General features: G+C 49.2%; 22 protein-coding genes. 7 read left to right on the top strand and 15 right to left on the bottom strand.

Annotated elements, in window-relative coordinates; genetic code table 11:
- The first annotated feature begins 7 nt into the window (after positions 1-7).
- The 3 genes from ACFYU8_RS13590 (at position 8) to ACFYU8_RS13580 (ending at position 2667) form a co-directional block, all read left to right on the top strand.
- Positions 8-826 carry an SPL family radical SAM protein gene (locus tag ACFYU8_RS13590; protein ID WP_390299586.1) on the top strand — a complete coding sequence of 273 codons (819 nt, stop codon included), beginning with the start codon at positions 8-10 and terminating at the stop codon, positions 824-826.
- A gap of 103 nt (positions 827-929) precedes the next feature.
- Positions 930-1637 (top strand): molybdenum cofactor biosynthesis protein, encoded by a 708-nt coding sequence (locus ACFYU8_RS13585; RefSeq protein WP_390299583.1) that lies wholly within the window; start codon positions 930-932, stop codon positions 1635-1637.
- Between the two features lie 4 nt (positions 1638-1641).
- On the top strand, positions 1642-2667 hold the full coding sequence (locus tag ACFYU8_RS13580; protein WP_390299580.1) for a ThiF family adenylyltransferase: 1026 nt from the start codon (positions 1642-1644) through the stop codon (positions 2665-2667).
- Positions 2668-2730: 63 nt separating this feature from the next.
- Here ACFYU8_RS13580 and ACFYU8_RS13575 read toward each other — a convergent pair whose 3' ends face one another.
- Genes ACFYU8_RS13575 through ACFYU8_RS13565 form a run of 3 tightly spaced genes read right to left on the bottom strand, consistent with a single transcriptional unit; the run spans position 2731 to position 6221 of the window.
- Positions 2731-3789: a sensor histidine kinase gene (locus ACFYU8_RS13575; RefSeq protein ID WP_390299577.1), complete on the bottom strand. Its 1059-nt coding sequence runs from the start codon at positions 3787-3789 to the stop codon at positions 2731-2733.
- The gene (locus tag ACFYU8_RS13570; protein ID WP_390299574.1) at positions 3786-4460 is read right to left on the bottom strand and encodes a response regulator transcription factor; all 675 of its coding nucleotides are present in this window, start codon (positions 4458-4460) and stop codon (positions 3786-3788) included. The genes ACFYU8_RS13575 and ACFYU8_RS13570 overlap by 4 nt, the downstream gene beginning before the upstream one ends.
- A gap of 3 nt (positions 4461-4463) precedes the next feature.
- A complete protein-coding gene (locus tag ACFYU8_RS13565; RefSeq protein ID WP_390299570.1) occupies positions 4464-6221 on the bottom strand; it encodes an ABC transporter ATP-binding protein in 1758 nt (585 codons plus the stop codon).
- Positions 6222-6506: 285 nt separating this feature from the next.
- On the opposite strand from ACFYU8_RS13565, the gene acnA reads away from it, so the two are divergent.
- The 3 genes from acnA (at position 6507) to ACFYU8_RS13550 (ending at position 10776) form a co-directional block, all read left to right on the top strand.
- Complete coding sequence (acnA, locus tag ACFYU8_RS13560; RefSeq protein WP_390299567.1) at positions 6507-9236, top strand: aconitate hydratase AcnA; 2730 nt, start codon at positions 6507-6509, stop codon at positions 9234-9236.
- Positions 9237-9575: 339 nt separating this feature from the next.
- Positions 9576-10382, top strand: a complete 807-nt coding sequence (locus ACFYU8_RS13555; RefSeq protein ID WP_390299564.1) for a DUF2785 domain-containing protein — start codon at positions 9576-9578, stop codon at positions 10380-10382.
- A 70-nt stretch (positions 10383-10452) separates the two neighbouring features.
- Positions 10453-10776, top strand: coding sequence for a DUF3892 domain-containing protein (locus ACFYU8_RS13550; RefSeq protein WP_390299561.1), 324 nt, complete (start codon positions 10453-10455; stop codon positions 10774-10776).
- 43 nt (positions 10777-10819) lie between these two features.
- Here the strand turns inward: ACFYU8_RS13550 and uvrA are convergent, their stop codons facing one another.
- The 5 genes from uvrA to ACFYU8_RS13525 all read right to left on the bottom strand — a co-directional run bounded on the left by uvrA (position 10820) and on the right by ACFYU8_RS13525 (position 16929).
- A complete protein-coding gene (uvrA, locus tag ACFYU8_RS13545; protein ID WP_390299558.1) occupies positions 10820-13261 on the bottom strand; it encodes an excinuclease ABC subunit UvrA in 2442 nt (813 codons plus the stop codon).
- 345 nt (positions 13262-13606) lie between these two features.
- Positions 13607-14110, bottom strand: a complete 504-nt coding sequence (locus ACFYU8_RS13540; RefSeq protein WP_390299555.1) for a DUF4188 domain-containing protein — start codon at positions 14108-14110, stop codon at positions 13607-13609.
- Positions 14111-14119: 9 nt separating this feature from the next.
- Positions 14120-14752, bottom strand: coding sequence for a TetR/AcrR family transcriptional regulator (locus ACFYU8_RS13535; RefSeq protein ID WP_390299552.1), 633 nt, complete (start codon positions 14750-14752; stop codon positions 14120-14122).
- Between the two features lie 549 nt (positions 14753-15301).
- A complete protein-coding gene (locus ACFYU8_RS13530; protein WP_390299549.1) occupies positions 15302-16333 on the bottom strand; it encodes a radical SAM protein in 1032 nt (343 codons plus the stop codon).
- Positions 16318-16929, bottom strand: a complete 612-nt coding sequence (locus tag ACFYU8_RS13525) for a hypothetical protein (RefSeq protein ID WP_390299546.1) — start codon at positions 16927-16929, stop codon at positions 16318-16320. Before ACFYU8_RS13525 ends, ACFYU8_RS13530 begins: the two co-directional genes overlap by 16 nt.
- Positions 16930-17050: 121 nt before the next feature.
- Here ACFYU8_RS13525 and ACFYU8_RS13520 point away from each other — a divergent pair, with 121 nt between their 5' ends.
- Positions 17051-18013: an NAD(P)-dependent alcohol dehydrogenase gene (locus ACFYU8_RS13520; RefSeq protein ID WP_390299543.1), complete on the top strand. Its 963-nt coding sequence runs from the start codon at positions 17051-17053 to the stop codon at positions 18011-18013.
- Positions 18014-18089: 76 nt separating this feature from the next.
- On the opposite strand, the gene ACFYU8_RS13515 is transcribed toward ACFYU8_RS13520, so the two are convergent.
- The 7 genes from ACFYU8_RS13515 to ACFYU8_RS13485 form a co-directional block, all read right to left on the bottom strand.
- Positions 18090-18836: an IclR family transcriptional regulator gene (locus tag ACFYU8_RS13515; protein ID WP_390299540.1), complete on the bottom strand. Its 747-nt coding sequence runs from the start codon at positions 18834-18836 to the stop codon at positions 18090-18092.
- A gap of 187 nt (positions 18837-19023) precedes the next feature.
- Positions 19024-19848 (bottom strand): aldo/keto reductase, encoded by an 825-nt coding sequence (locus tag ACFYU8_RS13510; protein ID WP_390299537.1) that lies wholly within the window; start codon positions 19846-19848, stop codon positions 19024-19026.
- A gap of 215 nt (positions 19849-20063) precedes the next feature.
- The gene (locus ACFYU8_RS13505) at positions 20064-20702 is read right to left on the bottom strand and encodes a pyridoxamine 5'-phosphate oxidase family protein (protein ID WP_390299534.1); all 639 of its coding nucleotides are present in this window, start codon (positions 20700-20702) and stop codon (positions 20064-20066) included.
- Between the two features lie 66 nt (positions 20703-20768).
- The gene (locus tag ACFYU8_RS13500) at positions 20769-22109 is read right to left on the bottom strand and encodes a YjiH family protein (protein WP_390299531.1); all 1341 of its coding nucleotides are present in this window, start codon (positions 22107-22109) and stop codon (positions 20769-20771) included.
- Between the two features lie 71 nt (positions 22110-22180).
- Positions 22181-23455 (bottom strand): imidazolonepropionase, encoded by a 1275-nt coding sequence (hutI, locus tag ACFYU8_RS13495; RefSeq protein WP_390299528.1) that lies wholly within the window; start codon positions 23453-23455, stop codon positions 22181-22183.
- Positions 23456-23460: 5 nt separating this feature from the next.
- Complete coding sequence (gene hutU, locus ACFYU8_RS13490) at positions 23461-25131, bottom strand: urocanate hydratase (RefSeq protein WP_390299843.1); 1671 nt, start codon at positions 25129-25131, stop codon at positions 23461-23463.
- Positions 25132-25294: 163 nt separating this feature from the next.
- Positions 25295-26791, bottom strand: coding sequence for a helix-turn-helix domain-containing protein (locus ACFYU8_RS13485; protein WP_390299525.1), 1497 nt, complete (start codon positions 26789-26791; stop codon positions 25295-25297).
- Between the last annotated feature and the right edge of the window lie 40 nt (positions 26792-26831).

Genomic DNA, 26831 nt, shown 5'->3' with positions numbered 1-26831 from the left:
GCACCATATGAAAAGTATCCTTTCCTATAAAATGCCGAAAACCCTCCTTAATAAAGGAAGCGGATTTCTTGCGGATTACACCCACTCGCTCAATCCGTATACGGGCTGTTCTTTTGCCTGCTCCTATTGCTATGTTAGGCAGATGCCTGTCTCTTTGTTTCGCAATGAGCAATGGGGCAACTGGGTCGACATTAAGCAGCAAGCCGCCGATTTATTGCGCAAGGAGCTTTTGCGGGCAAAGAGAAAAGGAAAGGTGACCATCTTCATGTCTTCGAGTACAGACCCGTACCAGCCCATCGAACACAAGGAAAAGGTAACGAGGTCTTTACTCGAAGTCATGGTAGAGAATCCACCCGATTTTTTGCTGGTGCAGACAAGAAGTCCCTTGGTTTGGCGGGATGCTGACTTGTTGCTCCTTCTGGGCGATCGCGTCCGCGTCAGCATGACCATCGAGACCGACTTGGAGGAGATTCGCAGGCACTTTAGCCCACAAGCTCCCCCCATTCAAGCGAGGATCAAAGCCCTTCAGCGTTTGGCTATGGCAGGCATCCCTACACAAGCAACCATTGCCCCTGTTTTGCCAAGCAGTGAGTCGTTCCCGGAGATGTTACGTCCCTTGGTAACACGGGTCTGTGTCGACGATTTTTATATGGGAGATGGCAGCGGGGGTAAACGAACGAAGCGAAACGGCATTCCGGCTCTCTATGAACAGCTTGGACTGGAACAATGGTATGATCCTTCCGCCTATCGGATCGTCTATGATCGGCTATTGCATGTTTTTCCCCCGGAGCAGATCTATTTAAGTCAGGAAGGCTTCGCCCCTTAGAATCAACCGCTGTTTGTAACACTCCGCTCATTGGCAACTTTGATCGGTTTATGATATCGTCTAGCCTAGAGTGTAGTATCATCCAGGGAAATGAGGAATTGTCTTGACCATTACGATCTTGTTATTTGCCGGACTCGCCGAGCGTGCGAATACCCGGGAAGTACAGTTGACCCTATCTGAAGGCGCGACCGTTAGCGATCTTCTGCAAGCAGTGGAAAAAGAATATCCTGCGCTCTCTGCGCTTTTGGGCAGTTGTTTTGTCTCCATCAATCATGAATACGCGGCCAAAAATCAGGTCATTTCAGTCGACGACGAAATTGCCCTCTTGCCTCCTGTAAGCGGCGGAGAAGAAGACCCGCGCTTTGCCATTACCGAGGAGCCCATTTCTGCGGATAAGCTGGTTCATCTGGTGAGCAACCCGCATGCAGGCGCAATCCTTACTTTTGTCGGAACTGTTCGGGAATTTACCCATGGTCAGCGCACGGTGTATTTGTCCTATGAAGCTTATGCACCCATGGCTGTTGAAAAAATGAAGCAGGTCGCAGCAGAGATCGAGGAACGCTGGCCGGGAGCTCAAGTCGCGATGCACCATCGTATCGGTAATTTGGCTGTGGAAGAGATTGCTGTTGTTTGTGCCGTTGCAACAGCGCATCGCAATGAATCGTTTGAAGCAGGCCGTTATGCCATCGAACGACTCAAGCAGATCGTTCCTATTTGGAAAAAAGAAATGTGGGAAGATGGCAGCGAATGGAAGGGACATCAGCAAGGACCGTGGAATCCGCTTGCGATGCCAGAAGGAAAGGTGGAGTAACGTCTTGGATACTCGCTATTCCCGTCAGATATTGTTTCATCCGATCGGGCGCAGTGGGCAGGAAAAGCTCGGGCAAAGCCGTGTAGCAATCGTTGGCTTGGGAGCGCTCGGAACCGTTCTCTCCAATCATATGGTCCGAGCTGGAGTAGGTTTTGTCCGCATGATTGACCGCGACTTCGTCGAGCCGAGCAACCTCCAGCGTCAAATGCTCTACGACGAATCCGATGCAGCCGAACATTTGCCAAAAGCAATCGCCGCTCACGCCAAGCTGTCAAAGATCAACTCAGCCGTCACGATCGAACCGATTGTCGCAGACCTCACCGCTTACAATGCGGAGGAATTGCTGGCAGATGTCGATCTCGTTCTAGATGCGACGGATAATTTTCAGGTGAGATATCTCGTGAACGATGTTTGCGTTAAGCATAGCATTCCGTGGGTATACGGTGGTGCTGTGAGTGCGACCGGAACCTTTACCGCGATTCGTCCGGGGATCACGCCTTGCTTGCGCTGTCTTTTCCCTGAAGCGCCAAACCCGGGTGAGATGCCTACCTGTGACACAGCCGGCGTCATCGGACCGATCATTCACATCGTCGCCTCCTATCAGGCAACAGAAGCCTTCAAGCTGTTAGTGGGTGCGACAGATGAGCTTAATCCGAATTTGGAGCACTTCGAGATTTGGCATAACCGCCATCAGCAAATCAAGGTGGTCAATGCCCGCCGGGACGACTGTCCGACATGTGGGCAGAAGCAATTTTCGTTTTTGCACCCGGATACCCAGGATGGACAAGCCGTTTCGCTTTGCGGTCGAGACACCGTACAAATCTCGCCTGCCGCTGCCATCACACTTGATCTGAATGCATTAGCTGTAAGACTATCCCCCTTGGGACAAATCGAGCAAAACAAGTTTTTGCTGCGTTTTCGTGTTGATACGTACACGCTCGTCATTTTCCCGGATGGTCGCGTCCTCGTGCAAGGCACAGATGATATCAGCGTAGCACGCTCGCTTCATGCCAAGTATATCGGCGCGTAACTGGATTACCGATAATGAAAATAAGCTGTCCCAGACCGTCACCGAGACGAAGGGGCAGCTTTTTTATGCGGTTTGATCAAATGCAATCGTAAACGTCGTACCTTTCCCTACTTCACTCTGAACAGTTATCGTGGCGTGATGCAAATCGATTATTTTTTTCACGATTGCAAGCCCCAGACCACTGCCCGAATTGGCTCGGTTCCGCGATGGGTCCGCCTTGAAAAATCTTTCGAAAATGCGCTCCTGATTTTCCTTGGATACCCCTATTCCCGTGTCGATCATTTTCACGAGCACCTGTCCGTTCACCGTCTCCAGCTTTACACTGATTTTCCCGCCTGCTTCCGTGAATTTGATGCTGTTGCCAAGCAAGTTGGTCCAGACTTGATTCAGCATATCTTCGTCGGCGACGATTTCGATTTTTTCCAAGTCAATGTCCATTTCGATATCTTTGTCCATCCATTGCGGCTCGCATGCCAGGATGATTGCGCGTAGTTGCGTGTCCAAACGATACCGTTTCCGCTCTAAATCATGGTGAATGCCTTCTAGTGCCGTGAGCTTTAGAAGATTGTCACTGATCTTGGACAGACGCTTGCTTTCGGACTCGATAATCTCCAAGTAACGTTTACGCTCTTGTGGGCTAAGTCTTTCATTGTGCAGGGCACGAGCAAACCCGCTGATGGACGTCAAAGGCGATTGAATTTCGTGGGAAACATTGGAGATGAACTCCTGCCGCAGCTTCTCCATCTCGTTTAATTGCTCCGCCATGTGGTTAATGCCCTCCACCAGTTCCCCCCATTCGTGCGCCAGCTTGATATCGAGGTTGACCCGAAAATCCCCCATGGCAATCCGTCTGAGCGCATCAATCAATGGTTGAAACCTGCCCCGATGCCTTGGCATGGTGAAGAAAGAAATGATCATGCCTACCCCAATAAACAGAATGCAGCTCAAAACTGAATTGACCAACGTTTTTACAAGATCATTGGGATCATAGTCCATATAGCCATAAAAGAGAGAGGTAGTCCCATATGCACCTAGCCCGCACAAAGCAAAAACAGCACATAAGCCCACTACGCCTGCGATTTTCAGCAAAACATGGGGACGTTCTGGCCTTCTCTTTTTCATACGACGATCTCCAAACGATAACCAAGTCCCCGAACCGTCCGGATCAAAAAGCCGTACATAGCTTCCGGAAAACGCTCCCGTAATCGATTAATATGCACGTCTACTGTACGTTCATTTCCTTCAAAATCATATCCCCATATTTGTTCGATTAGCTGCTCGCGGGAAATGGTCTGCCCGGGATAGCTGGCCAGTTTGAACAACAGCTCGAACTCCTTTAGTGGGATGTTCCATGTTCTCGTACCACTAGTGACTGCAAACGTTTTACGATCAAGTAGCAGTCGTCCTGCCTGAACCTGATGCGAAGCGGCAATCCGGTAACGCTTGAGCAGCGCTTTTACCCGGACGACCAGCTCCTGCGGATCAAACGGCTTCACCAAATAATCATCTGTCCCTAGCTCGAAGCCTTTGATTTTTTGCGATGTCTCTCCCTTTGCAGTCAGCATGAGCAAGGGAAAATCATAATGCTTGCGAAGATGCCGACACAGCTCCCAGCCATCCATGTTCGGCATCATGATATCAAGAATCACCAGCTGTGCGGCAACCGACTCCAGTTTATCCATTGCCTCCTGTCCGTCAGCGGCTTCCACGATATCAAATCCATCATTGCGTAAAAAGACACTGACGAGCTCGCGAATATGCGGATCGTCGTCTACTACCATAATCGTGGTCACGTTCTACACCCTCTCTTTTACGAGTAATTGCTGACTAGCCAATCCCCGGTACATCTCATGCGTTTGAAAAAGCTCTTCATGTGTACCCATACCTGTGATTTTTCCCTTTTCCAAAAAGATAATTTGATCCGCATCCACTACAGTCGACAAGCGATGGGCAATCACGAGTGTGGTACGTCCCTTCATTAAATTTTGCAAAGCCTTCTGGACGATCATCTCGGAGTTACTGTCCAAGCTAGAGGTCGCTTCATCCAGCATCAAGATTTGCGGGTCCCGTAGTAGTGCACGGGCAATACCGATTCGTTGGCGTTGTCCGCCCGATAGCTTCATGCCTCGCTCCCCTACTTCTGTCTCATAGCCATTAGGTAATTCCTCAATAAATTGATCCGCATAGGCCATCATTGCCGCCTGCTTCAGTTCCTCCTCGCTAATTGTCCGTGAAATCCCGTAGCAAATATTTTCTCGGATGGTTCCAGCGATCAATGGGCTTTCCTGAGACACGTAGCCGATTTGATTTCTCCACGACTTCAAGGAAAAATCTGTGATGGAATCATTGCCCAGCCTAATTTCTCCACTCAGTGGCTGGTAGTACCTTTCAACGAGTGAAAATAACGTCGTCTTGCCGCTGCCGCTCGGTCCGACAATCGCATTTACTTTTCCAGCCTCAATCGTAAAGCTCACATCATCGAGAATCGTTTCCCCATTCTCATACGCGAAGCTCACATGGTTCACATGAATGGGCAGCCCTGCGTTTTCAAGCGTCCGTCCTGTCAGGAGATCTTCTTCCTCGGCTTCCAGTGTCGCAATGATTCTTTCTGTGGCCCCCATGGCTTTTTGCAAGGAGGTGAAAAACTGTGTGAATTGCCCCATCGGTATGATAATTTGCACCAGATACAAAATAAACGCGACCAGTTCACCAGCTGTCAATGCTCCTGACGACACCCGCATGCCACCATAGCCGATGACAACCACGAGCAGCACCATCAGGATAAAGGACATTAACGGTCCAATGACGGCTTGGACTCTGCCTTCTTTCAGTCCGAATCGGAACAAATTGCCGATTGCCTTTGTTCCCATCCCCAGTTCGTGTGTTTCGGCATTAGAAGATTTGACGAGCCGCATCTCTTGAAGCACTTGATTCATAATCGTCGTAAAGCTGGCGGTCTCATCTTGCAATCCTTTTGAAATTTTGTACATCTGACTGCCAAGCGGCATGAGAATCCCCATGCACAACGGCACAGCAACCAGCATCGTTAAGGTCATTTGCCAATCGAGGTATAGCAAAGTCACAACGGAACCAACAATCGTGATCAATCCTGTGAAAAAGCCGGACAGTTGATCACTAATCAAGCTTTTCACGACGCCTGTATCATTGGTCATTCGACTGATCGTCTCACCTGTCCTGTTGTTATCATAATAAGAGATCGGCAGGACGAGCAGTTTTTTCCAGAGTCGTTCACGGAGTGAGGCCACCACACTCTCACCAACATGATTTAATAAGTAGATGGACAGCCCTCCCACAATGGCTTGTGCGATAAAGGCAACGATCAAAAGAATAATTTGTCCTGTCGTAATCGTAGATAAGGAAAAGCTGTCCACCAAATCCTTCGTAAACAACGGAATAACCAGGCTAACCAGTGTGGTGGCAATGCTCATGAACAACGCGACACCGATTTTTAGCTTGGATGGCTTTGTTTCCATGATTAATCGAAAGAAAGGGCGCCAGTTTCCCCATTTCGCTACGCTGTTGGTCTGTTCCATTCGTTCATTTCTCCCCTTTTCCTCCACTCTTTTTCACTTGCAAGAGATAAGATACGGCATGAATGTAAACGAAATATAAACGAGATAATAATTGAAGTGCGTGCAATTTTCTTCTTTATTAAGAAGACGTTCGTGATCCAATTTTCTTTACCTATGATTTTTGTATATAAATGATGAATTTGGGGTAGAAGCCGTGAAACAAATCGTATATAATAGGTTCGTAATGAAGAAACGAAACAATGTTTCACTAGGTGAAACTCCATTATTATAGGGAGGTTGTATACATTGGCTAACAAAGATGCTTACAAAGTAAAGTCATCCCTGCAAGTAGGCGACAAGTCTTTTGCTTACTATCGCCTGCAAGGGTTGGAAGAACAAGGATTGGGCGATGTTTCCAAACTGCCGTTCTCCATTAAAGTTCTGCTCGAGGCTGCTGTACGTCAGTTCGATGGCCGCGCGATCACCAAAGAACACGTACAACAATTGGCGACCTGGACAAAAGGCCGCGACGAAAACCAAGAAGTACCTCTCATGCCAGCTCGTATCGTTCTGCAAGACTTCACCGGTGTACCGGCTGTAGTTGACTTGGCAGCGATGCGTATTGCGATGAAGCGCGCTGGTGGAGATCCAAAACGAATCAACCCATTGGTTCCAGTTGACCTCGTTATCGACCACTCCGTCATGGTTGACGATTTCGGTAACGCATCCGCTCTGGACAACAACATGAAATTGGAATTCGAACGCAACCAAGAGCGCTACCGCTTCCTGCGTTGGGCACAAACTGCGTTTGACAACTTCCGTGCGGTTCCTCCAGCTACTGGTATCGTTCACCAAGTAAACTTGGAGTACCTCGCAACTGTAATCGCTACTCGCGAAGTAGATGGCGAACTGGTTGCTTTCCCTGACTCTCTCGTAGGTACTGACTCCCACACCACTATGATCAACGGTCTTGGTGTTCTTGGATGGGGTGTTGGTGGTATCGAGGCAGAAGCAGGAATGCTCGGCCAACCTCTGTATTTCGTAACACCAGAAGTAGTTGGTTTCAAACTGACTGGCACACTGAATGCTGGTGCAACTGCAACCGACCTCGCTCTGACTGTTACGCAAATGCTGCGTAAAAAAGGCGTTGTAGGTAAATTCGTGGAGTTCTACGGACCAGGCCTGTCCAACATCTCGCTGGCTGACCGCGCTACCGTAGCTAACATGGCACCTGAGTACGGCGCTACAATGGGCTTCTTCCCAGTAGATGCTGAGACAATCAACTACATGCGTCAAACTGGTCGTGAAGAAGACCTCATTTCCTTGGTTGAAACTTACACCAAAGCACAGGGCCTCTTCCGTACTGACGAGACTGTTGACCCAGTATTCTCCGAAACATTGGAACTGGATCTGTCCACTGTCGTACCTAGCTTGGCTGGTCCAAAACGTCCACAAGACCGCGTAGAATTGACTGCTATGAAGGAATCCTTCAATGACAGCCTTCGTACGCCGATCGAAAAAGGCGGTTTTGGTCTCTCCGAAGAGAAAATCGCAGCTAGCGCGCCAGTTGCTTATGCAAACGGTGAAACAGCTACGCTGAAAACAGGTGCAGTTGTAATCGCAGCGATCACTTCCTGTACCAATACATCAAATCCTAGCGTAATGCTGGGTGCAGGTATCCTGGCGAAAAAAGCTGTAGAAAAAGGCCTGAAAAAGCCTGCTTTCGTAAAAAGCTCCCTGGCTCCAGGTTCCCGCGTAGTTACGCAATACCTGACTGACGCTGGTCTGATCGACTCCTTGGATGCTATCGGATTCAACGTAGTTGGTTATGGTTGCACCACTTGCATCGGTAACTCCGGTCCATTGCCAGAGGAAACCAGCAAAGCAATCGCTGATGAAGATCTGACAGTTGCAGCGGTACTCTCCGGTAACCGTAACTTCGAAGGCCGTATCCATGCACAGGTAAAAGCGAACTATCTCGCTTCTCCTCCATTGGTTATCGCCTATGCACTGGCAGGTACTGTAGATATCGACCTGACTACAGAGCCAATCGGCACTGGTAAAGACGGTCAACCTGTATTCTTGAAAGACATCTGGCCATCTCCACAAGAGATCGCGGCAGCAATGGATAAAGCTATGAATCCTGCTCTGTTCCGCGCTGAGTACGGCCAAGTGTTTACGCAAAACGAAGCTTGGAACAAAATCGACGTTCCAACTGGCGACCTGTACGAGTGGGATGAAAAATCCACCTACATCCAAGAGCCGCCATTCTTCCAAAACCTGGCTGGAGAAATTGCTAAAATCGCAGACATCAAAGCGGCGAACACCATCGCACTCTTCGGTGATTCTGTGACAACTGACCATATCTCCCCAGCGGGTAACATCTCGCCAACTAGCCCAGCAGGTCTGTATCTGCAAGCAAACGGCGTAGAGCGCAAAGACTTCAACTCCTACGGTGCTCGCCGTGGTAGCCACGATGTAATGATGCGCGGTACTTTTGCTAACATCCGTATCCGCAACCAAGTGGCTCCTGGCACTGAGGGTGGCGTAACGAAATACCTGCCAACTGACGAAGTAATGTCCATCTACGATGCTTCCATGAAGTATCAAGCAGACGGTACTCCACTCGTTGTACTGGCTGGTAAAGAGTACGGTACTGGTTCTTCCCGTGACTGGGCAGCAAAAGGTACATTCCTCTTGGGTATCAAAGCGGTTGTCGCTGAGAGCTTCGAGCGTATCCACCGTGCTAACCTGGTTGGTATGGGCGTTCTGCCTCTGCAATTCGCTGGTGACCAAAGCTGGAAGTCCCTCGGCATCGATGGTACTGAGTCCTTCAGCATTGTTGGTCTCTCCGATGATGTTCAACCAGGCCAACGCGTAAAAGTAGAAGCAACCAAGAAAGACGGCAGCACTATCGAATTCGAAGTAATCGTGCGCCTCGATTCCATGGTAGACGTAGACTACTACCGCAATGGTGGTATCCTGCAAACGGTTCTGCGTCAATTGCTGGATGAAGGTAAACCAGTAACTGCGTAAGCAAACGAATAAAAAATAAGTTCGTATCAGCACCCACCCAACGAAAAGGGCAGACTCCGAGTATTCGGCAGTCTGCTCTTTTTTACGTTAGCAGGCCACCGTGCAGATGGACTGTTTTTTTGTTTTCTCTTCCTGATAGGCCACGCTTAAGTGGAACATGCGGCGAATACGCATGGAAGAGGGAAATGGTTTCCTAGAAAAAGGGGTGGTTGTAGAGATCACTCATCTGTTGCCGGAAGGTTAAATGAGGCAGGCTTCGGCAATCTGCCCTCTTCTCTTTTTATTCCATCATCGCCTTCATTGTTGTAAAATTAGGGAAATAAAGGAGCTGAGAAGAAAATGTCATTAAAAGAAACCTTACTCTCGATTCGGGCGAATAGCTTTCTCGCGCCGCCACATGCTTTTGAATTAACCCTTGAAATGGTTGCGCACATCGGTTCACCCGATCCCCAGCTGCGTGATGAACTCATCTATTCTACGTTTTCACATTGGATCGAGGAAGGTGTGCTCTCCCCTGAACAACTGCAAGAGCTACTAGCAATTGCACTCGACGACCAACATTTATTTTATCGGATAGATGAAAATGGAACAGACTCGGTATTCACGCGCTCTTTTTCCGTTCTATTGCTTCCCCTTATCCTGATCCTGCATCGGAACCATCCCTTTCTCGCCAAAGAAGCGATTCATTACGTAAAAGACAAACTTTTCTCTTACATACGGCAAGAAACAGACCTGCGCGGCTATGTGGGAGAAAAAGGCTGGGCACATGCTACCGCTCATGCTGCAGACGCTCTCGATGACCTGGCCCAATGCAGTGAACTGGATAAGACTGACCTGAAGCAAATTCTCGGAGTCATCCGCGAAACAATCGCAGGGGCGAAATCAGTTTATGCGTACGAAGAAGATGAGCGCTTGGTGACTGCCGTCCTTTCTGTCTGGAATCGTGATGAACTCTCTTTGGATGATATCGATGGATGGGTTCGGAGTTTTGCGAATCGTTTGGATAGTAGCTATTCCATCGAAGCGTATACGGGGCGAATCAATGTGAAAAACTTTTTGCGGAGCCTGTACTATCGCATTCACGACCAGGAAAAGTATAAGCGGATAGCAGCGACCTTACTTCCTCTAAGTGCACAGCGAGCATAGTCCCTGAAAACCAAAACGAATACATGTTCTCCTCTATTTTAGACACCCTACTAAAGAGGAGGGATAATGCATGGATCAACAGAGCTTTGAACAAATTTATGAAACGTACAAAAATGCAGGAGAACAACAGGCGATCCAGGAAAATGAAGGTAACAGTCCGCTGACGAATACAGGAAAAGAGCAAATCGTGGCCGTCAGGAGAAACGACGATGGAGACTTAATCGCGTTTAAAACAGATGCAGGCCGTGAGCTCGACTATATCACCGCACTAAACGATGCAAAGGCTGGCAAGCTGGCTCATGTAGACGTGTTTCACAAATACGGGAGAGACATTCTGCGGAGTGAGCCTGACGGAATCAAGGAAAATAATTTGGATCGTCTGCCCGACTTTTGACGGCAAAAAGGTCGCCCACAGCAAAATCGGGGCGACCTTTTTGTTAGTGGATAAACGTTCCGGTAATCGATTCTTTCGTGGCTGCCACTTCTTTTGGCGTTCCGCTCGCAACAACGGTCCCTCCAGAAGTACCTCCCCCAGGTCCCACATCAATCACCCAGTCAGAAGCAGCGATCAATTCTGTGTTGTGCTCGACCATAATCACTGTATTTCCAGCATCGACCAATTTACTCAAGAGTACATGGAGCTTCTCGACATCAATCGGATGCAGTCCCGTCGAAGGCTCATCCAGTAGATACAGCGTATGACCTGTAGAAGAAGCACTCAGCTCCCTGGCTAGCTTCAACCGTTGTCCTTCACCACCGGACAAGGTCGTCACGGACTGCCCCAATTGCAAGTAGCCGAGTCCTACCTCACACAGCAGGGTCAGCAATTGCGCTATCTTCTTTTGCTCGCTGAACAAAGAGAGGCTCTCCTCAATACTAAGCATCAATATATCGGAAATGGTATAGCCTTGGTACGTTACCTCCAAGACCTCAGAACGAAATCTTTTTCCCCGACAATCCGGGCAGACGACCTGCAAGTTGGATAGAAAATGCATGTCCACTTCCACTTGACCCAGTCCCTCGCAGCGCTCACATCTTCCGCCCGGCGTATTGAATGAAAAGTGTTTGGCATCCAAACCGCGCTCTTTGGCTGCTGGCAAGGCGGCGTATATTTTGCGCAAGAGCGTATACAAGTCGACGTACGTTGCGACATTGGAGCGCTGCATGCGTGATAGCGGCGACTGATCCACTGTAATGACGCTTTGAATGGCTTCAAGTCCCGTAATCGCGCGGCACCCTGTTGCTTTTCCGTTTCGCTTCTCGGCAGCCACTGCCAGTAAATCGTAGACAAGTGTCGATTTACCCGAGCCTGAGACACCCGAAACTGCTACCAGCCTTCCCAATGGGAACGATACCGTCACATTGCGCAAATTGTGCAACGTGGCCCCTTGAATGGTGATCCACTCGCCTGTTCCCTTGCGCTCTTTAGACGACAGCACCCGCTGTTCTTTCAAGTAGCAGCCTGTGACTGAATGCGGTTGGTGCAGTAATTCTTTCAGCGAACCTTGCCCGACGATTTCTCCGCCAAAACGTCCTGCTCCTGGCCCCACATCAATCACGTGATCCGCTTCTTGAATCACTCGTTGATCATGCTCGATGAGCAGTACGGTGTTCCTCAAATCACGCAGCTCCTTCATGACCTTCACGAGTCCATCCGTGTCTTTTGGATGCAGACCCGATGTTGGTTCATCCAACAAATAGAGAACACCCGTCAAGCCAGAGCCGAGAATGGAAGCGAGCCGCAACCGCTGTGCTTCACCGCCAGAAAGAGAGATGGCTTGTCGATCTAGGGTCAAGTAGCCCAGCCCCACATGGATGACACGCCTGATCTTGATGAGCAAATCATGAAGGACAGCCTCCAGAATCGTGTCTTCTTCGTCAACAGATCGTGTGTGGACACTCTCCACCCAATCCCCCAGCTCCTCCAACGAGCTCTTCGAGAGGCTCGGCAGCGTCCTGCCTTCGATTGTGACGAGACGACTCTCCTCCTTTAATCTCTCCCCATGGCAGTCGTGACAAGGTTGGATATGAAAGTAAGCCGCTTCGCCCGATTGCCCATCTTTTTCCTTATATCGTTGCCACATGCCTGTGATAACGCCTTTAAACCTTCCTTTTCCTACCATTTTCGGAGGCTGAACTGAAGGAAAGTGTCGAGTAAACTCCTCGCTCTCCACACCATATTTGAGCAGATCCCACTGCACTTGGTTGTACTGGTTCAATGGCAGATTCATTGGCAGGTCGTAATGTTTTCCTGCCGCCTCCAGTACGCTAGCCTGATATTCATTAATCGCCTCATACCAAAAGGTAACCGCTCCTTCTCGAATGCTCTTTGTTTCATCAAACACAGCTTCTACATCAATATCTACGACTGTTCCCAATCCACTGCAAGTCGGGCAAGCACCTTGGGGCGTATTGAACGAAAAATCTGCTTTGGTCAGAGGGAAATGGACATGGGCACATACGGGGCACGTAACGGTTTCTGTTTCTCCACCATTGGCAGCAGGTGCTACTGGAGCGTGACACTTCTCGCAGCGTCTCTCCCCCTTCTTTTCATAGACTGTCCGCAGATAGGTATACATGTCTGTGACGGTTCCCACTGTCGATCTGGGATTACGGTTGGTCACATGTTGACTGATCGCAATGGAGGGAGACAGTCCTTCGATTGAATCCACACGAGGCTTCGCTAGTGATTCGGATGACATTCCACTGGACTCCATGTATTGTCGTTGGCATTCTCGTTGCAGAATATCAAGTGCCAGCGTCGATTTACCAGATCCAGATGGTCCCGTTACCACCACGAGACGATGCTTGGGAATATCAAGAGAAATGTTTTTCAAGTTGTTTTCTCTTGCTCCCCGAATGCGAATCAAGTCTTTCATGCAAAAAACCTCCTTCATGATTGAAATGTCAGTCCCTTTCGCTGACGAAGACTGACCTGCTTGATCTACTATACAACATTCATGCAAGTGCCAAGGTTAATGCAAAAACGACTCTATGATTACTGTTAAAATGAAAAAGCATCCCGTCATGGTACTTAAAAGTTTTTCTCGAACAATTTTCTATTCATGCTCCGTCTTAGCAATAACGAAGCACGCAAAAAAACAAACGGCCCTCTTCTCCTTAGACCTTGCAGCAGTTGGAAAACCGATCCAATGCTGCATCGCTCTAAAAAGAAGAAGGGCCGCTGGTTGCGACAGGATGTATCATAGCTTCCGAGGTGCCTTTTATTGTGTAGGAGTTGGAACCGCTGGCTCGTTCTCACCGCCCAAACGACGACGTGCCGTCTCCCTTTTTCCCACGGCCGGTAGATGCTCTCCTGCCTTGGCCAATCCCCAGACAGGCATATTTCCATAAAGGCATTCGTATTTTCCCGCTTCAACCAAATACGTCTCATGAAAAATCCCAACCGTTCCATCCGTTCCTACCGCTTGGTTGAACTTCCTCCACGCACTCAGATGATTGTGACTATTTCTCGCGTAATTTTCCAGATGCTCATAGGATCGCCAGTACTGGATTTGGGTGATTTCACGCGAATTAAAATGTGAAGTATGACCCAAAAGTCCGAGCTCCGGGTGCTGATACAATTCTCGCATCATGCCTCCCATCGCGTTGGCCACTGGCATCCACTTGTGAACCGCAAGCATACGGTTGATGCGCATCCCGATGATAAATACGACGAAAGGTCCTTCCATTTGTGCTGTAAAACGCCCTGGAACTACTTTTGCCATCCGACTCCCCTACCTTATCAAAGAATTGAGGTGCAGTTCGTAACAAACCATATAATCAGACACATGAAACAAATGTGCAGTCAGATAGGCTCCGTAAAACATCGAGAATAGCAAAATAACAGCTTCCTCCTCCGACAGATGAAGGGCAAGCTGACCATCTTCGGCGGCCTCTTGCACGCACTTTTGCAAAATTTGATGCAGATCAGTGTCTCTAATAGCTTCTCTCTCCTCATGCTCGGAAAAGCGCAAATACAATTCAGCATCGGATAAAACCGGTACACACGGGTGCATTTTTTGCTCGGCTAAAAAGCTGATAAGGCTAAGCATGATCCCTGGTTGCTTCTCGCTATCACGCGTAACCTTGGCAAAAATATGCCGAACCGCTTCCCATCCTCTCTTGCCAGTACTCCGCAACTCAACGAAACACTCTGCTTGCCATATGCTCATGTAATAAATCAAGAGCTCTTCCTTCTGCGGGAAAAATTTAAAGAACGTGACCTTCGACACCTCTGCTCGTTCGCAAATGTCTTCAACCAGTACATTTCGGAAGCTCCCGTCGCCCATCAGCTCCAAGGCAGCGTCCAAAAGGGCAAATTTGGTTTTTGCTTTCTTTTTCTCACGTAACGATAATGCTTCTGCCATCTTGTACTCCTTTTTCCATATTTCTACTTTTGTTTATATTAGTACATAAATTAACTTTAGTAAAGTTTTTTGCAACCCTCTTTCATTACACATAACACATAATAGGAAGCACTCTCGCCGTAATCAACATCAATATGAGGGGCAAAACCATTTCGGAAGCGGCTCGGAAGCATGCCAACCTATTACCCCGTACGAATATTTACTCTCACATTCAACTGGTCATCATCGGCTGGCTAAAACAAAAAAGGAACACCAACCCGTGGTACTCCGGCTTTGATGCTCCTATTTGTTCTGTTTGTTTTTCAAGTACTTATTTGATGTAGATAAGATGAGCGGGAGGAAAAACACAAAGATCAACATCATTTCCTCCGCCCCGGCTCTCTTCATTATTTTAAAAAAACCAAAGGAAAAGTGATTTCAAAGGAATCACCTGCGACACATTTTTCCTATTGTTCGTTATATCAGAAAAATATCCACAGCAATCGAACATCCTGACGGACCACAAGGAAAGCCGCCGCAATCACGTATTCCACATACTTCTTGTTTTTGTCACCCCTGCTCGCGTTCGCTGGTACCAACGGCATGCTTATACTCTACTTTTAGCCAGTCCTCCAATTTCTCTCCTGTGGGCCCCTTGATCCTGTAGCAGGCGGGGAAAGGTGCGTTGCGGACGGCATGAGCCTCAGGAGAGTGCCACACATCGTAGAAGGAACGATGACGAACGTTTCCCATTCTTGTATAATCTTTGGCAATGTCACATCCCAACACATCAAAGTCAGTCGTGATATTTAGGTGTGTCCAGCCAGCCGAACATGAGCTGCACTCAAAGCCTGCCTCCTCACTCAGAGAAAATTCCGGCTCTACATGGGCGGAACCGCGGGACCGCATCTGTATGCGCAGAGAAGGAAGGAACAGGTCAGGCGGAAACTGCCGCGAATACTCATTCAGATTCATCCAAAACTGAAAAGCATCCTCTTCATCGAGAAGCAGCTCAGGGTGTTTGAGTGCCTGCACGGTACGCTGAATATTCAAAAAGTGAAAGCGTTTGATATCAGGGTAGAACTCTTCAATTAGGAGATGGGCAGTGGCCGCGTTGAGTTTGTGGACGACACAAGAGAGTTGAACTTGCATCTTTGTCCCTTTTAAAGCCCGGATATTGCGAACCACTTCCTCGGTTCGGCCTCTTGAAACATCATTGATCGTCGGATCAATGGAGTCGAGCGAAACCTGGAGAATAAAGTTTTTTTCACTGACGAGCTCCTCCAGCTCTTCGCAAAATTTCTGATTGACCATCGTTCCGTTCGTCAGTACACCGACCCGGAGCCCGCTCTTTACGCTATGATGTATGATGTCCATTACATCAGGATGCAGCAGCGGTTCCCCTCCGGCCAATGTCAAATCGAAGACACCTAATTCGATTAACTCATCAATTAGTTCCAATACCCTTCCCGTATCAATCCTCTTGCCTTGAAATGGCATGGCGTAGCAGTATTTGCACGCCAAATTGCAGTAGTCTGTCAACCACAGACATACGGCGAAGGGAGCCCTCAACGGGGCACGAGTGTTTATTGCGGGATCCACAGGCCTGCCCCCTTTAGAAACGCTACAAAACAAGCCACATCGTGTTCTGAGAACAATTCAGACGTGAAGTTCTCGAAGTCTCGATTTCCTCTTTGATAGGCAATTCGAAGCTCATAATAGAGTGCCAAGCCAGATTTGTTCAGCTTAAACACACGGTCGGATCTGGGTTCAAACAGGATTGCTCCAAAATCCTCCTTGCGAACGATAGCTGTGTACATCGGGTCAACATCTTCTCTTAGTCCCATCCCAGCCAGTTTCGTGTAATTCGTGATCCACTGGTTTGAAATCCATTGCACACTCCAATCCATGACAGGCAGCCGGAAAACCTCGGATTCCACCGTTTCAATGCCCATTAAGTCCCCCGTCACGTCAGCCTTGACCTCGGAATGTCGCTTTAGGAAGCTTGCATGCCCTTTGCCAACGGGGAATTCCTGATTCAAAGAATACATATACAGCTCAATTCTTGGAGGTTCGACCTTCTTGCTTCCCTTCTTCCCGCTATGATCCATTGTGCACGGCTTGCCCCCTTTACCTGATCTTTCTTTCATCCAATCAAAATTCGTTTGCAGTGCTACCTGGATTTCCCCATGCAACATCGTATGGGATAAACTCACTTAGAATTCCAAAATATTCCGTGAGATTCTTATGTTTGGGAACTATCATCTACTTACACCGTATAAAATAGGAAAACAGCTGAGGTTGATTGGAGGGAAAGAGATGAAAGCGATCGTATACGAGCAATACGGGCCGCCAAATGTCTTGCAGCTTCGGGATGTCGCCAAGCCAGTACCAAAGGACGACGAGCTATTAATCAAAGTCTATGCTGCAACCGCCGCAGCGGGGGATTGGCGCTTACGCAAGGCAGATCCTTTCCTAGCACGCTTATTCAATGGTCTGTGGAAACCGAAGAAAATCAAGATTCTCGGCTTCGAATTAGCCGGGGTGGTCGAATCAACGGGCAGTGGTGTTTCTCAGTTTAAGCCGGGGGATGCCGTCTATGCTGCCTGCGGAAACGGCTTCGGCGCGTATGCCGAATACAAATGCCTGCCTGAGAACGGTTGTATTGCACCGAAGCCTGCGAACATGACGTTTGAGGAAGCAGCAGCGGTTCCGGTCGGTGCCTATACAGCTTTGCAATTTCTCCGGAAGGGCAATATCCAGCCCGGCAGGCGCGTGCTCGTATACGGTGCTTCTGGCAGCGTCGGGACGTATGCGGTGCAGCTCGCCAAGCATTTCGGTGCAGAAGTGACCGGAGTATGCAGCACATCAAATGTGGAGTTGGTAAAATCATTGGGAGCCGACCGAATCATCGATTATACAAAAGAGAACTTCGAAGACGACAATACCGTCTACGATATCATTTTCGATACGGTCGGAAAGAGTCCGTTTCAGGCATGCGTCGAGCGACTGTCACCGAACGGCTTTTACCTGCGAGCAGTCCATTTTAGCCCTCTTCCAATCATTCGCGGGATTTGGACGAACATGACGAGCGGTAAGAAGGTGATGGGCGGAACCGCGAAGGAAAATGCGGAAGACTTGAGGTATGTAAAGGAGCTGATCGAGGCTGGCAAGTTGCGCTCCATTATCGATCGCATTTATCCGCTAGAACAAGCAGCAGAGGCCCACTCCTATGTGGAGCTGGGGCACAAGAAAGGCAACGTAGTGTTAACCGTCCGTTAATGAGTACGTATCGATCGGTCAAAAAAAAGCCAATCAAAACACATTCTCGTCGTGTTTTGACTGGCTTCTTCGTTATTTATTTCATCATTTTTCCCATCCGATAGGCTGCCTCCATGATGTAAGGCGCATATTGGCTCATTTTTTCAGGAGTCAGGCGGTTGGAAGGACCCGACGCCGCAATAGACGCTACCAATTGTCCGTTGCGGTTGAATATCGGGACGGCTACGGCTGCTGTTCCCAGCTCCCGTTCCTCCACGCTAGTCGCGAAGCCTTGCTTCCTGATTTGATCCAATTGCTCAATAAAAGACTCCTTGTTCACAAAGTCAGGCCAATTCGGGTCACTTATGACTTCCTGCAAAATGTAAGGCTCTGCGTATGCCACAAGTACTTTACTGGATGCCCCCACCGCAAGTGGCATACGCGCTCCGATTGGCGCCACCCTGCGAATCGGTTGCTTGCTTTGGACTGCCTGTACGCGTATCCGCTCGTTTCCATCCCGCACGTACAGACTGATCGTTTCCTCCACCAAATCCCGCAAGCGCTCCATCTCCGGCAACAGCAATATCGCTGGATCATCGTTTTGCGATAAATTGGCGGATAACTCCCAAACCCGAAACCCGAGTCGATACTTCTCCGTCTGAACATCTCGTATCAGAAACCCTTTGTTCTCTAGCGTTGCCAGCAAACGATGCACGGTACTTTTATGCAAGGAGAGTCGACTCGCTATTTCGCTCAGGCCCAGATCCGTAGCGTCCGTAAAACAGAGCAGGATATCCAAAGCCCGATCGACTGCCCGAACGTTTGCTTTTTGTTCTTCTTCCATAAGTGTTTGACACCTGCTTCCTACTTTGTTCCGATCGTTTCATCTGATGAAACGAATATGCTACTTTTCAGTATACGAAAAAATAAAGCATAGTAAAGAGCGAATCCGAGGTCGGCGCAAAGACAGGAATAAAAAAAGGGTAGCCCGACCTGTTGCGGCTCCCCTTTTATGCGCTATCGTTGTCCGTTTAAAAATCAAAATTATCCGGGTCTGGCCCAAATCGCTTGTTGTCATTCAAGGCATTAATTTTTTCTACATCCTCTGCATGGAGAGAGAAGTCAAAAACATCTGCGTTCTGACGAATCCGCTCTGGTGTGATCGACTTCGGAATCGTGACCACTTGGTTTTCCAAATCCCAGCGAAGCACAATTTGTGCAGGAGACTTGCCATATTTTTGTCCCAGTTCTACCAAAAGAGGGTGATCGAGGTTTCCTTGCATCAATGGGCTCCATGCTTCTAGTTGAATATGCTGCTCTTTACAATACGCATGCAATTCTTTTTGGGTCAGCAATGGATGATACTCGACTTGGTTGACAACAGGAATGATCTCGCTATGCTGGCGCAAGTCCTCAAGGTGGTGGCTATGAAAATTACTGACACCAATCGCTCGTACATATCCATCGCGGTACAGCTTTTCCAAGGCCCTCCATGTATCTACATACTTGCCTTTTACGGGCCAGTGAATCAGGTACAAATCCAGCGTATCGATACCCAATTTTTTCATACTTTCATCAAAAGCCTTCAGCGTTGACTCGTAGCCTTGATCCGCATTCCACACCTTGGTCGTGATGAACAATTGATCGCGATCAATCCCGGCTTGACGGATTCCTTCGCCTACGCCGGCTTCGTTGCCGTAGATGGCTGCCGTGTCTATACTGCGATAACCCACCTCAATTGCAGAACGGACGGCTAACGTTTCGTTTCCGTCTTTTGCCTTCCAGACACCCAGACCCAGCCAGGGCATCTTCACCCCGTTATTCAGAACGGAATGATCTGTGATAGGTGTTGCCATTAGATCTCCTCCCGTCTTACACTGATATGTACTTACATTAAGAAAGTGTAGCATAAATACAAAATGAAGCAAACCTTGCTACTCTTGCGAATCTTGATGCGCCTCGCCCTCTGTCCCAGTTACCAGCGGTTTGATCGCCCACCACCTGATCCCGGAATAAAATGATGAAACGGCAACCGCGAATTCTGAACGTGGCTACCGTTTCTTTTTCAACATTAGTACAACCGCTTCGTATAGCTGTCTTGCAAACCCTCCGCCACTTCTTTTGCCGTCACACCCGGAAGCTTCACATGGTCCGCCAGCATTTGCGTGACATTAGGAGTTGTCCCTTCTGCCGGCCACGACTCCGACTTCCATACCCCAGAGCGCATAAATGCCTTTGCACAGTGGACGAAGCACTCCTCTACCTTTACGCCGATCCCGAGCGTAGGCACCTTCCCGTTGACAGCCATCCTCGCCAGTATTTCTTCATCGCGAATAATGCAAGCCTTCCCGTTCACGCGGAACGTCTCTTCCAGCGTAGGAATCAAAAAGATAAGCCCAATTTGCGGGTTGACCAAAATGTTCGTGATGGAGTCCATCCGCTTGTTTCCCGGCCGCTCGGGGATGACCAGGTGATGATCGTCGATAACATGCACAAAACCAGGCGCATCTCCACGTGGCGAAGCATCGCAATGGCCATCTTTGTCTGCTGTGGCAATAATCAGAAATGGCGCTTGGGCAATAAAATTGCGGCTATGATCATCCAGCTGGGATATCGCCTTGTTCTGTACGAGACGACTTGGCTCTCCGACCATTTCGCGCAGTTGCTGCTCTGACGTTACAACATCACGGAATATTCTAGATATTGACATCTAACTCCTCTTTCCTCTGCTTGTTCGAACCTGCCACCATCATACCATATTTGTCCATTCTCATGCTTATGGCAGAAGCAGGAAAGCCAGAGGGGTTACAATCAGCAGGGTTAGGATCGTACGCTCCACCCAAATCACCAGAAGCTTTGGAATACTAATCGGAATCTCGGTGGACAAAATGCAGGGAATCGTCGCTGAAAAGAACAGGATAGAAGAAACCGAAACAACTGCAATCACAAACTTGGTGACCAGCGGAGCTTTTACCACAAGCAGCGCAGGCAAAAACATCTCGGCAATCTCTATCGCTGACGCTTTTGCTGCCAGCATGGGCTCCGGAATTTGCAAGAGCCACGTAATTGGATAAAACAAGTAGCCCAACCAGTCAAACAATGGGGTAAATTCAGCCAGCACCAACCCGAGCAAACCAACCGACATAATAGACGGAAGAATACTCATGGTCATGATGAAGCCATCCCGTAAGTTCTCCCAAATGTTCCGTGTTAGCGGCAGCGCTTTTCCCGCCGCTTCCATTGCTTCCGTCCACGCCTGACGCAACCGCTTTTCCTTGATCACTTTCTCAGGCTCGCCGTTATCTTGGTAATACGCATCGCTCATTTTAGACAGCGGCCAAATACGCACCGTCACTGCGGTTACGAGAAATGTCACCACGAGCGAGATCCAAAAGTAGAGGTTCCAATAATTCATCAAATCCAATGTTTTCGCGATGACGATCATAAATGTTGCGGATACGGTGGAAAAGCCTGTTGCGATAATAGATGCTTCCCTGATCGTATATTTGCCTTCTTTAAATACACGGTTCGTGATCAAAAGACCGATCGAATAGCTTCCCGCAAAAGACGCCACCGCATCTACCGCAGAGCGGCCTGGTGTTTTCCAAATCGGGCGCATAATCGGCTGCACCAGTACGCCGATAAATTCCAACAAGCCGTAGCCGACCAGCAACGCCAAGAACACGGAACCGATCGGGACCACCATGCCTACTGGAACCACCAGCTTTTCGAAGAGAAATGGCCCCATATTCTTGTCCAGCAGCCATGCAGGGCCCGCCTGAAAATAGATCAACAGTGCGATAGGCACACCCAGTACTTTTAGCGCAGAAAAGACGAGGTTCACTTTGCTCTTTTTCCAACTTCCCGTCACAAACGGATAAATGGCCCCAAGTACAATCACAAGCAGAGCGTATACCGGTATCGCCCCCGGCATGATTTGCCGAACCCATGTTACGATATGATCCAGCATAATCGAGCTGGTGTTATTAACCGTAACAGGGATAAAAAAGACGAAAATACCAATGAGACTAAAAACAAAAAACCTCCATACTTGTGTGGTGGATACGGCTCGCTGATTCGGATGCGGCGAAAGATTCTTGTTAGAAATATTGCCCATAGATGTCCCTCCATTTCAAAGACACAAGCCGGTCTCCTCCACTTCTATCCGTTTTTCTTTTGCTCTCTGTATTACGCCAGTCTGCCCCCAGCAACGACAATCGTACCGTTTTTGATCACGGTGTTCACATGGTTGATTCCATAACGATATTGCAAGGTCATGAAGTCAGGAACGTCAAAAATCGTGACATCTGCTTTTTTCCCAACCTCAAGGCTGCCGACTTCATGTGCGCAGCGGGTTGCGTGAGCGGCATTGATTGTAGTTGCCGTCAATACCTCTGCTGGCGTCATCCCCATTTTCAGACACCCCAGATTCATAATGAGTGGGAGCGAAACCGTTGGAGACGAACCCGGATTGCAATCCGTAGAAATCGCGACAGCCACGCCACAATCAATCATTTTCCTGCCATTTGCAGACTCTGCCATTAGGAAAAACGCCGTACCGGGCAGTAACACAGCGATGACTCCCGCTTCTGCCATCTGTTCGATCCCCTTGTCAGAGGCACGCAGCAAATGATCCGCAGATACTGCTCCCACCGAAGCTGCCAGTTCTGCCCCTTCATACGGTTCGATTTCGTCCGCATGAATCTTCGGCAGCAACCCATAACGGACCCCTGCTTCGAGAATACGTCGGGACTGCTCAGGGGTAAACACGCCTCTTTCGCAAAACACATCGTTAAAGACAGCCAGCTTTCGACGAGCGACCTCCGGGATCATTTCCTCGATGACCACGTCTACAAACGCATCCGGATTTTCCTTGTATTCACGCGGCACCGCATGTGCACCCATGAAGGTACTGACGATATCGATGGGATGTGCTTCGTGCAACTGCTTGGCGACCTCCAGCTGCTTCAGCTCATCTTCCAATGTCAGACCGTAGCCGCTTTTCGCCTCGACGGTTGTGACCCCGTGCAATAAGAACTGGTCAAGACGCTGCTTGCTCTGGGCAAACAGCTCTTCGTGGGTAGCTGCTCGCGTCGCTGCGGTAGTCGAGTGGATTCCGCCGCCATTGTTCATAATCTCCATATACGTTGCACCGTTTAGCCGCATGTTGAACTCGTTTTGCCGACTGCCCGCGTGCACCAGATGTGTATGCGGATCGATCAGCCCTGGCGTGACCAGCTTGCCCGTAGCATCGATGATTTGCGCTTCCTGTGCACGCTCTCGATAGTGAAGCTCCAGCTCTTCATCTGTTCCCACACGCTGGATAACGCCGTCTTCCAGCCAGATGCTTCCGTCCTCAACGATCGACAACTCGTTCATTTGCGCTCCTACTACCGGGGAAGAGGAGCCGCCAGCCAGCGTGGCAAGCTGACGGGCGTGGCGAATCCATACAGGTTTTGTCATAGCTCTTACTCCTTCATCATCGGAATGTTGACGCCTTTTTCCTTGGCTGTTTGAATCGCGATGTCGTACCCTGCATCTGCATGTCGGACGACGCCCATACCTGGATCTGTCGTGAGGACACGCTCCAGACGACGTGCTGCTTCTGGCGTACCATCTGCCACGATGACCATTCCTGCGTGGAGAGAGTACCCCATGCCAACGCCGCCACCGTGGTGTACAGATACCCAGCTCGCTCCGCCTACCGCATTGATCATGGCATTGAGAATCGGCCAGTCTGAAACCGCATCGCTGCCATCCTTCATCGCTTCCGTCTCACGGTTTGGCGAAGCGACAGAACCGGAGTCCAGATGATCACGCCCGATGACGATTGGAGCCGAAAGCTCACCGCGCGCCACCATCTCATTGATGATTTGGCCAAAACGCGCTCGCTCGCCATAACCTAACCAGCAAATGCGGGAAGGTAGTCCCTGGAACTGAATGCGCTCCTGCGCCATGCGAATCCAGTTGCACAGATGTGTGTTGTAGGAAAATTCGCGAAGGATGACTTCATCAGTCTTGTAAATATCCTCAGGATCACCTGATAGCGCTACCCAACGGAACGGCCCTTTGCCCTCGCAAAACTGAGGACGGATGTAGGCTGGCACAAAGCCAGGGAAGCGGAATGCATCCTCCACACCTTCGTTTTTAGCAACCTGCCTGATGTTATTGCCATAGTCGAAAGTGACGGCTCCTTTTTCCTGCATCGCGAGCATGACGCGAACGTGTTCGGCGATGCTTGCTTTTGAACGAGACTCGTATTCTTTCGGATCGCGTGCACGCAGTTCGGCTGCTTCCTCCATTGACATGCCAATGGGAATGTAGCCGTTGAGTGGATCATGCGAGGATGTCTGGTCCGTCAGTACATCCGGGATAAAGTTGCGAGAAAGCATAGCATTCAGCACTTCGGGTGCATTGCCCAACAGACCGATGGAAATGCCTTTTTTGTCGCGTTTCGCTTCCTCCGCCAAACGGATCGCTTCGTCCAGACTCTCTGTCATCACATCCAGGTATTTCGTATCCAGTCTGCGTTGGATACGGGTCGGGTCCACCTCGATATTGATACTGACGCCACCATTGAGCGATACGGCCAACGGTTGCGCACCACCCATGCCACCCAAACCTGCTGTCACGGTAATCGTTCCGGTCAGCGTTCCTTCAAAGTGCTGGCGGGCCAGTTCTGCAAACGTCTCGTACGTCCCTTGCACGATGCCCTGGCTGCCAATGTAAATCCAGCTTCCCGCTGTCATTTGTCCGTACATCATCAAACCCTTTTTGTCCAGCTCGTGGAAATGCTCCCAATTTGCCCAGGCAGGCACCAGATTCGAGTTAGCCAACAGCACACGCGGTGCATCTGTATGCGATTTGAATACGGCAACTGGCTTCCCAGACTGGATGAGGAGTGTTTCATCGCTTTCTAACGTTTGCAATGTTTTGACAATGGTATCGAAGCATTCCAAGTTCCGTGCCGCCTTACCAATTCCGCCGTAAACGACCAGATCCTCTGTGTGTTCTGCTACATCAGGATTGAGGTTGTTCAACAGCATGCGCAACGCCGCTTCCTGTACCCATCCCTTTGTGTGTAATTTGGTACCTGAAAAGGCTTGGATCAATTGCTCAACGGATTGTGTTGTCGTCATCATTTCCACCTGCTTTTCTAAAAAGATGTATTTCTTAGCTCTATTGTAAAGAAGCGTAGAAATACAAAAAAGGCACCGCGCTTTCGATTTGGTGCCTCTATTTTCGATTCATTTGTAACCGCATTCACGGTTTGACAAAAAAATCTGTCTTTTCTTTCGATTTCTATCTTTTTTTCTGATTTCGTAACAAACGTGGAGATATCCCTATTTTTTCCTTAAAAATTTTACTGAAATAATTGGCGTTAATGAATCCACATCTCTCTGCTACCTCTTGGACAGACAAGGAGGTTTCGAGAAGCAATCGGCGTGCTTCCTTTACCCGCAACGATGTGAGTATCTGGCGAAAAGAGCTTCCTTGCTTTTGCGCGAGCAGCGTACTGAAATAGGAGGGGCTCCGGTCTATATAGCGTGCGACCTCCTCCAGACGAAGTGCAGGATCGGTGTAACGTCCTTCTATATAACGAATCGCCTGTTCCACGACATCTGCACGGGACTCGTCGATGGGATGATGGGCGGCATCTAGAAGCTGATTGATGAACAGCAGCAATTCCACTACGATCCGATACAAGATCGGCGAGTAAAGAATCGTTTCGAAAACCCGGTGATACTCCTCTTCCAATGGCCCGGAGTCAAGACCATGCGATATCATGTAGCGCCTGACTTGCGCCAAAATACTCGTCAGTCGAATACGCAACAATCCCGGCTCCGGATACGGCTCTTCCTTGTAAAAGAAGTGTGTATACAGCCACTGCTTCAACTCTTCCCGATTGCCTTCATCCAGCATTTCCACCCAGGTGCGCTGTTCGGCTGGCGTCAAAAATGGGTCAATCATGGTCCAATTCACACGATTATCCACGACCGTCACTTGCCGATATCCTTTGAAAAAGCGGACTTGCAGGGCTTGGCTCGCTTCCGCATACGTCTCGTTCAAGCTCCGCTCATGGTTACTTGCGTCATACATGACCAAAAAGAGCGGCGCATCATTGTTTGCTTCCCAGTCCATCAGCAAACGCTTGCCAATTTGGTTGAGCCAAGAAGGCGAGACCGCAGCATCCATAGGAAAAACCCCCACAATGGTTTCCCCTAGCGGCAAAAGATCGGGTTTGTCGCGAAACGGATATTCCTCAAAAAAGCGCAGCAGTTCCGGATGCCGCTTTGGATCTTCCAGTTGAGCCAACATAAGCGAATAAGACTTGGCCTGTGCATGCCCGGGGAAAAACAGGTCAAGATACGAGACATCCCTGCTATTGCCCGATCCCGTTCCCTTCTCTTCGTTCATTCGCTTCCCATCCAAGCGCTCCTGACAGCACCTCGTCAGGATTCTCCTGATGTATTCCGGTGTCTGTGGCTTCAACCATAGATCGCGTGCAAAAAGTCCAATGCCCTGCATCGCCCGCTCGAACGTCGCCTCTGATGTGGTCACCACAACGGTCGGACGATACTGTTCCACCAGCAGCTTCAGCCTGTCCCACTGCCCGCGAACGATCATGTCCAGTTCAATACAGAGCACTTCCGGTGTATGCGCTTCCATCATTTTAAAAACGTCTTCCATAGTCCCGGCACTATGCACCTTGTCATACGGAATGGCATAGCTGTTGACGAGCCAACTGATCCCGATTCGTTCGTTCTGGTCCCGATCTGCTATCAAAATGCTGGGCATAAGCTGTCCTCCTTTTTTAGAGCTGTCAGAAGAGTGGGAC

Origin of the sequence: Brevibacillus sp. NPDC003359, assembly GCF_042878995.1 — a bacterium.
Taxonomy (GTDB): domain Bacteria; phylum Bacillota; class Bacilli; order Brevibacillales; family Brevibacillaceae; genus Brevibacillus.
This window is presented reverse-complemented; position numbering and strand designations above follow the sequence as displayed.

Excerpts from the sequence above, each read along its gene's own strand:
- ACFYU8_RS13485 (WP_390299525.1), bottom strand. The coding sequence starts at position 26,791 with ATGCCCAGCATTTTGATAGCAGATCGGGACCAGAACGAACGAATCGGG.
- ACFYU8_RS13555 (WP_390299564.1), top strand. The coding sequence starts at position 9,576 with ATGTCATTAAAAGAAACCTTACTCTCGATTCGGGCGAATAGCTTTCTC.
- ACFYU8_RS13505 (WP_390299534.1), bottom strand. The coding sequence starts at position 20,702 with ATGTCAATATCTAGAATATTCCGTGATGTTGTAACGTCAGAGCAGCAA.
- ACFYU8_RS13520 (WP_390299543.1), top strand. The coding sequence starts at position 17,051 with ATGAAAGCGATCGTATACGAGCAATACGGGCCGCCAAATGTCTTGCAG.
- hutI (WP_390299528.1), bottom strand. The coding sequence starts at position 23,455 with ATGACAAAACCTGTATGGATTCGCCACGCCCGTCAGCTTGCCACGCTG.
- ACFYU8_RS13575 (WP_390299577.1), bottom strand. The coding sequence starts at position 3,789 with ATGAAAAAGAGAAGGCCAGAACGTCCCCATGTTTTGCTGAAAATCGCA.
- ACFYU8_RS13535 (WP_390299552.1), bottom strand. The coding sequence starts at position 14,752 with ATGGCAGAAGCATTATCGTTACGTGAGAAAAAGAAAGCAAAAACCAAA.
- ACFYU8_RS13515 (WP_390299540.1), bottom strand. The coding sequence starts at position 18,836 with ATGGAAGAAGAACAAAAAGCAAACGTTCGGGCAGTCGATCGGGCTTTG.
- ACFYU8_RS13565 (WP_390299570.1), bottom strand. The coding sequence starts at position 6,221 with ATGGAACAGACCAACAGCGTAGCGAAATGGGGAAACTGGCGCCCTTTC.
- hutU (WP_390299843.1), bottom strand. The coding sequence starts at position 25,131 with ATGACGACAACACAATCCGTTGAGCAATTGATCCAAGCCTTTTCAGGT.
- ACFYU8_RS13525 (WP_390299546.1), bottom strand. The coding sequence starts at position 16,929 with ATGTTGCATGGGGAAATCCAGGTAGCACTGCAAACGAATTTTGATTGG.
- ACFYU8_RS13590 (WP_390299586.1), top strand. The coding sequence starts at position 8 with ATGAAAAGTATCCTTTCCTATAAAATGCCGAAAACCCTCCTTAATAAA.
- ACFYU8_RS13510 (WP_390299537.1), bottom strand. The coding sequence starts at position 19,848 with ATGGCAACACCTATCACAGATCATTCCGTTCTGAATAACGGGGTGAAG.
- ACFYU8_RS13500 (WP_390299531.1), bottom strand. The coding sequence starts at position 22,109 with ATGGGCAATATTTCTAACAAGAATCTTTCGCCGCATCCGAATCAGCGA.
- ACFYU8_RS13550 (WP_390299561.1), top strand. The coding sequence starts at position 10,453 with ATGGATCAACAGAGCTTTGAACAAATTTATGAAACGTACAAAAATGCA.
- uvrA (WP_390299558.1), bottom strand. The coding sequence starts at position 13,261 with ATGAAAGACTTGATTCGCATTCGGGGAGCAAGAGAAAACAACTTGAAA.
- ACFYU8_RS13540 (WP_390299555.1), bottom strand. The coding sequence starts at position 14,110 with ATGGCAAAAGTAGTTCCAGGGCGTTTTACAGCACAAATGGAAGGACCT.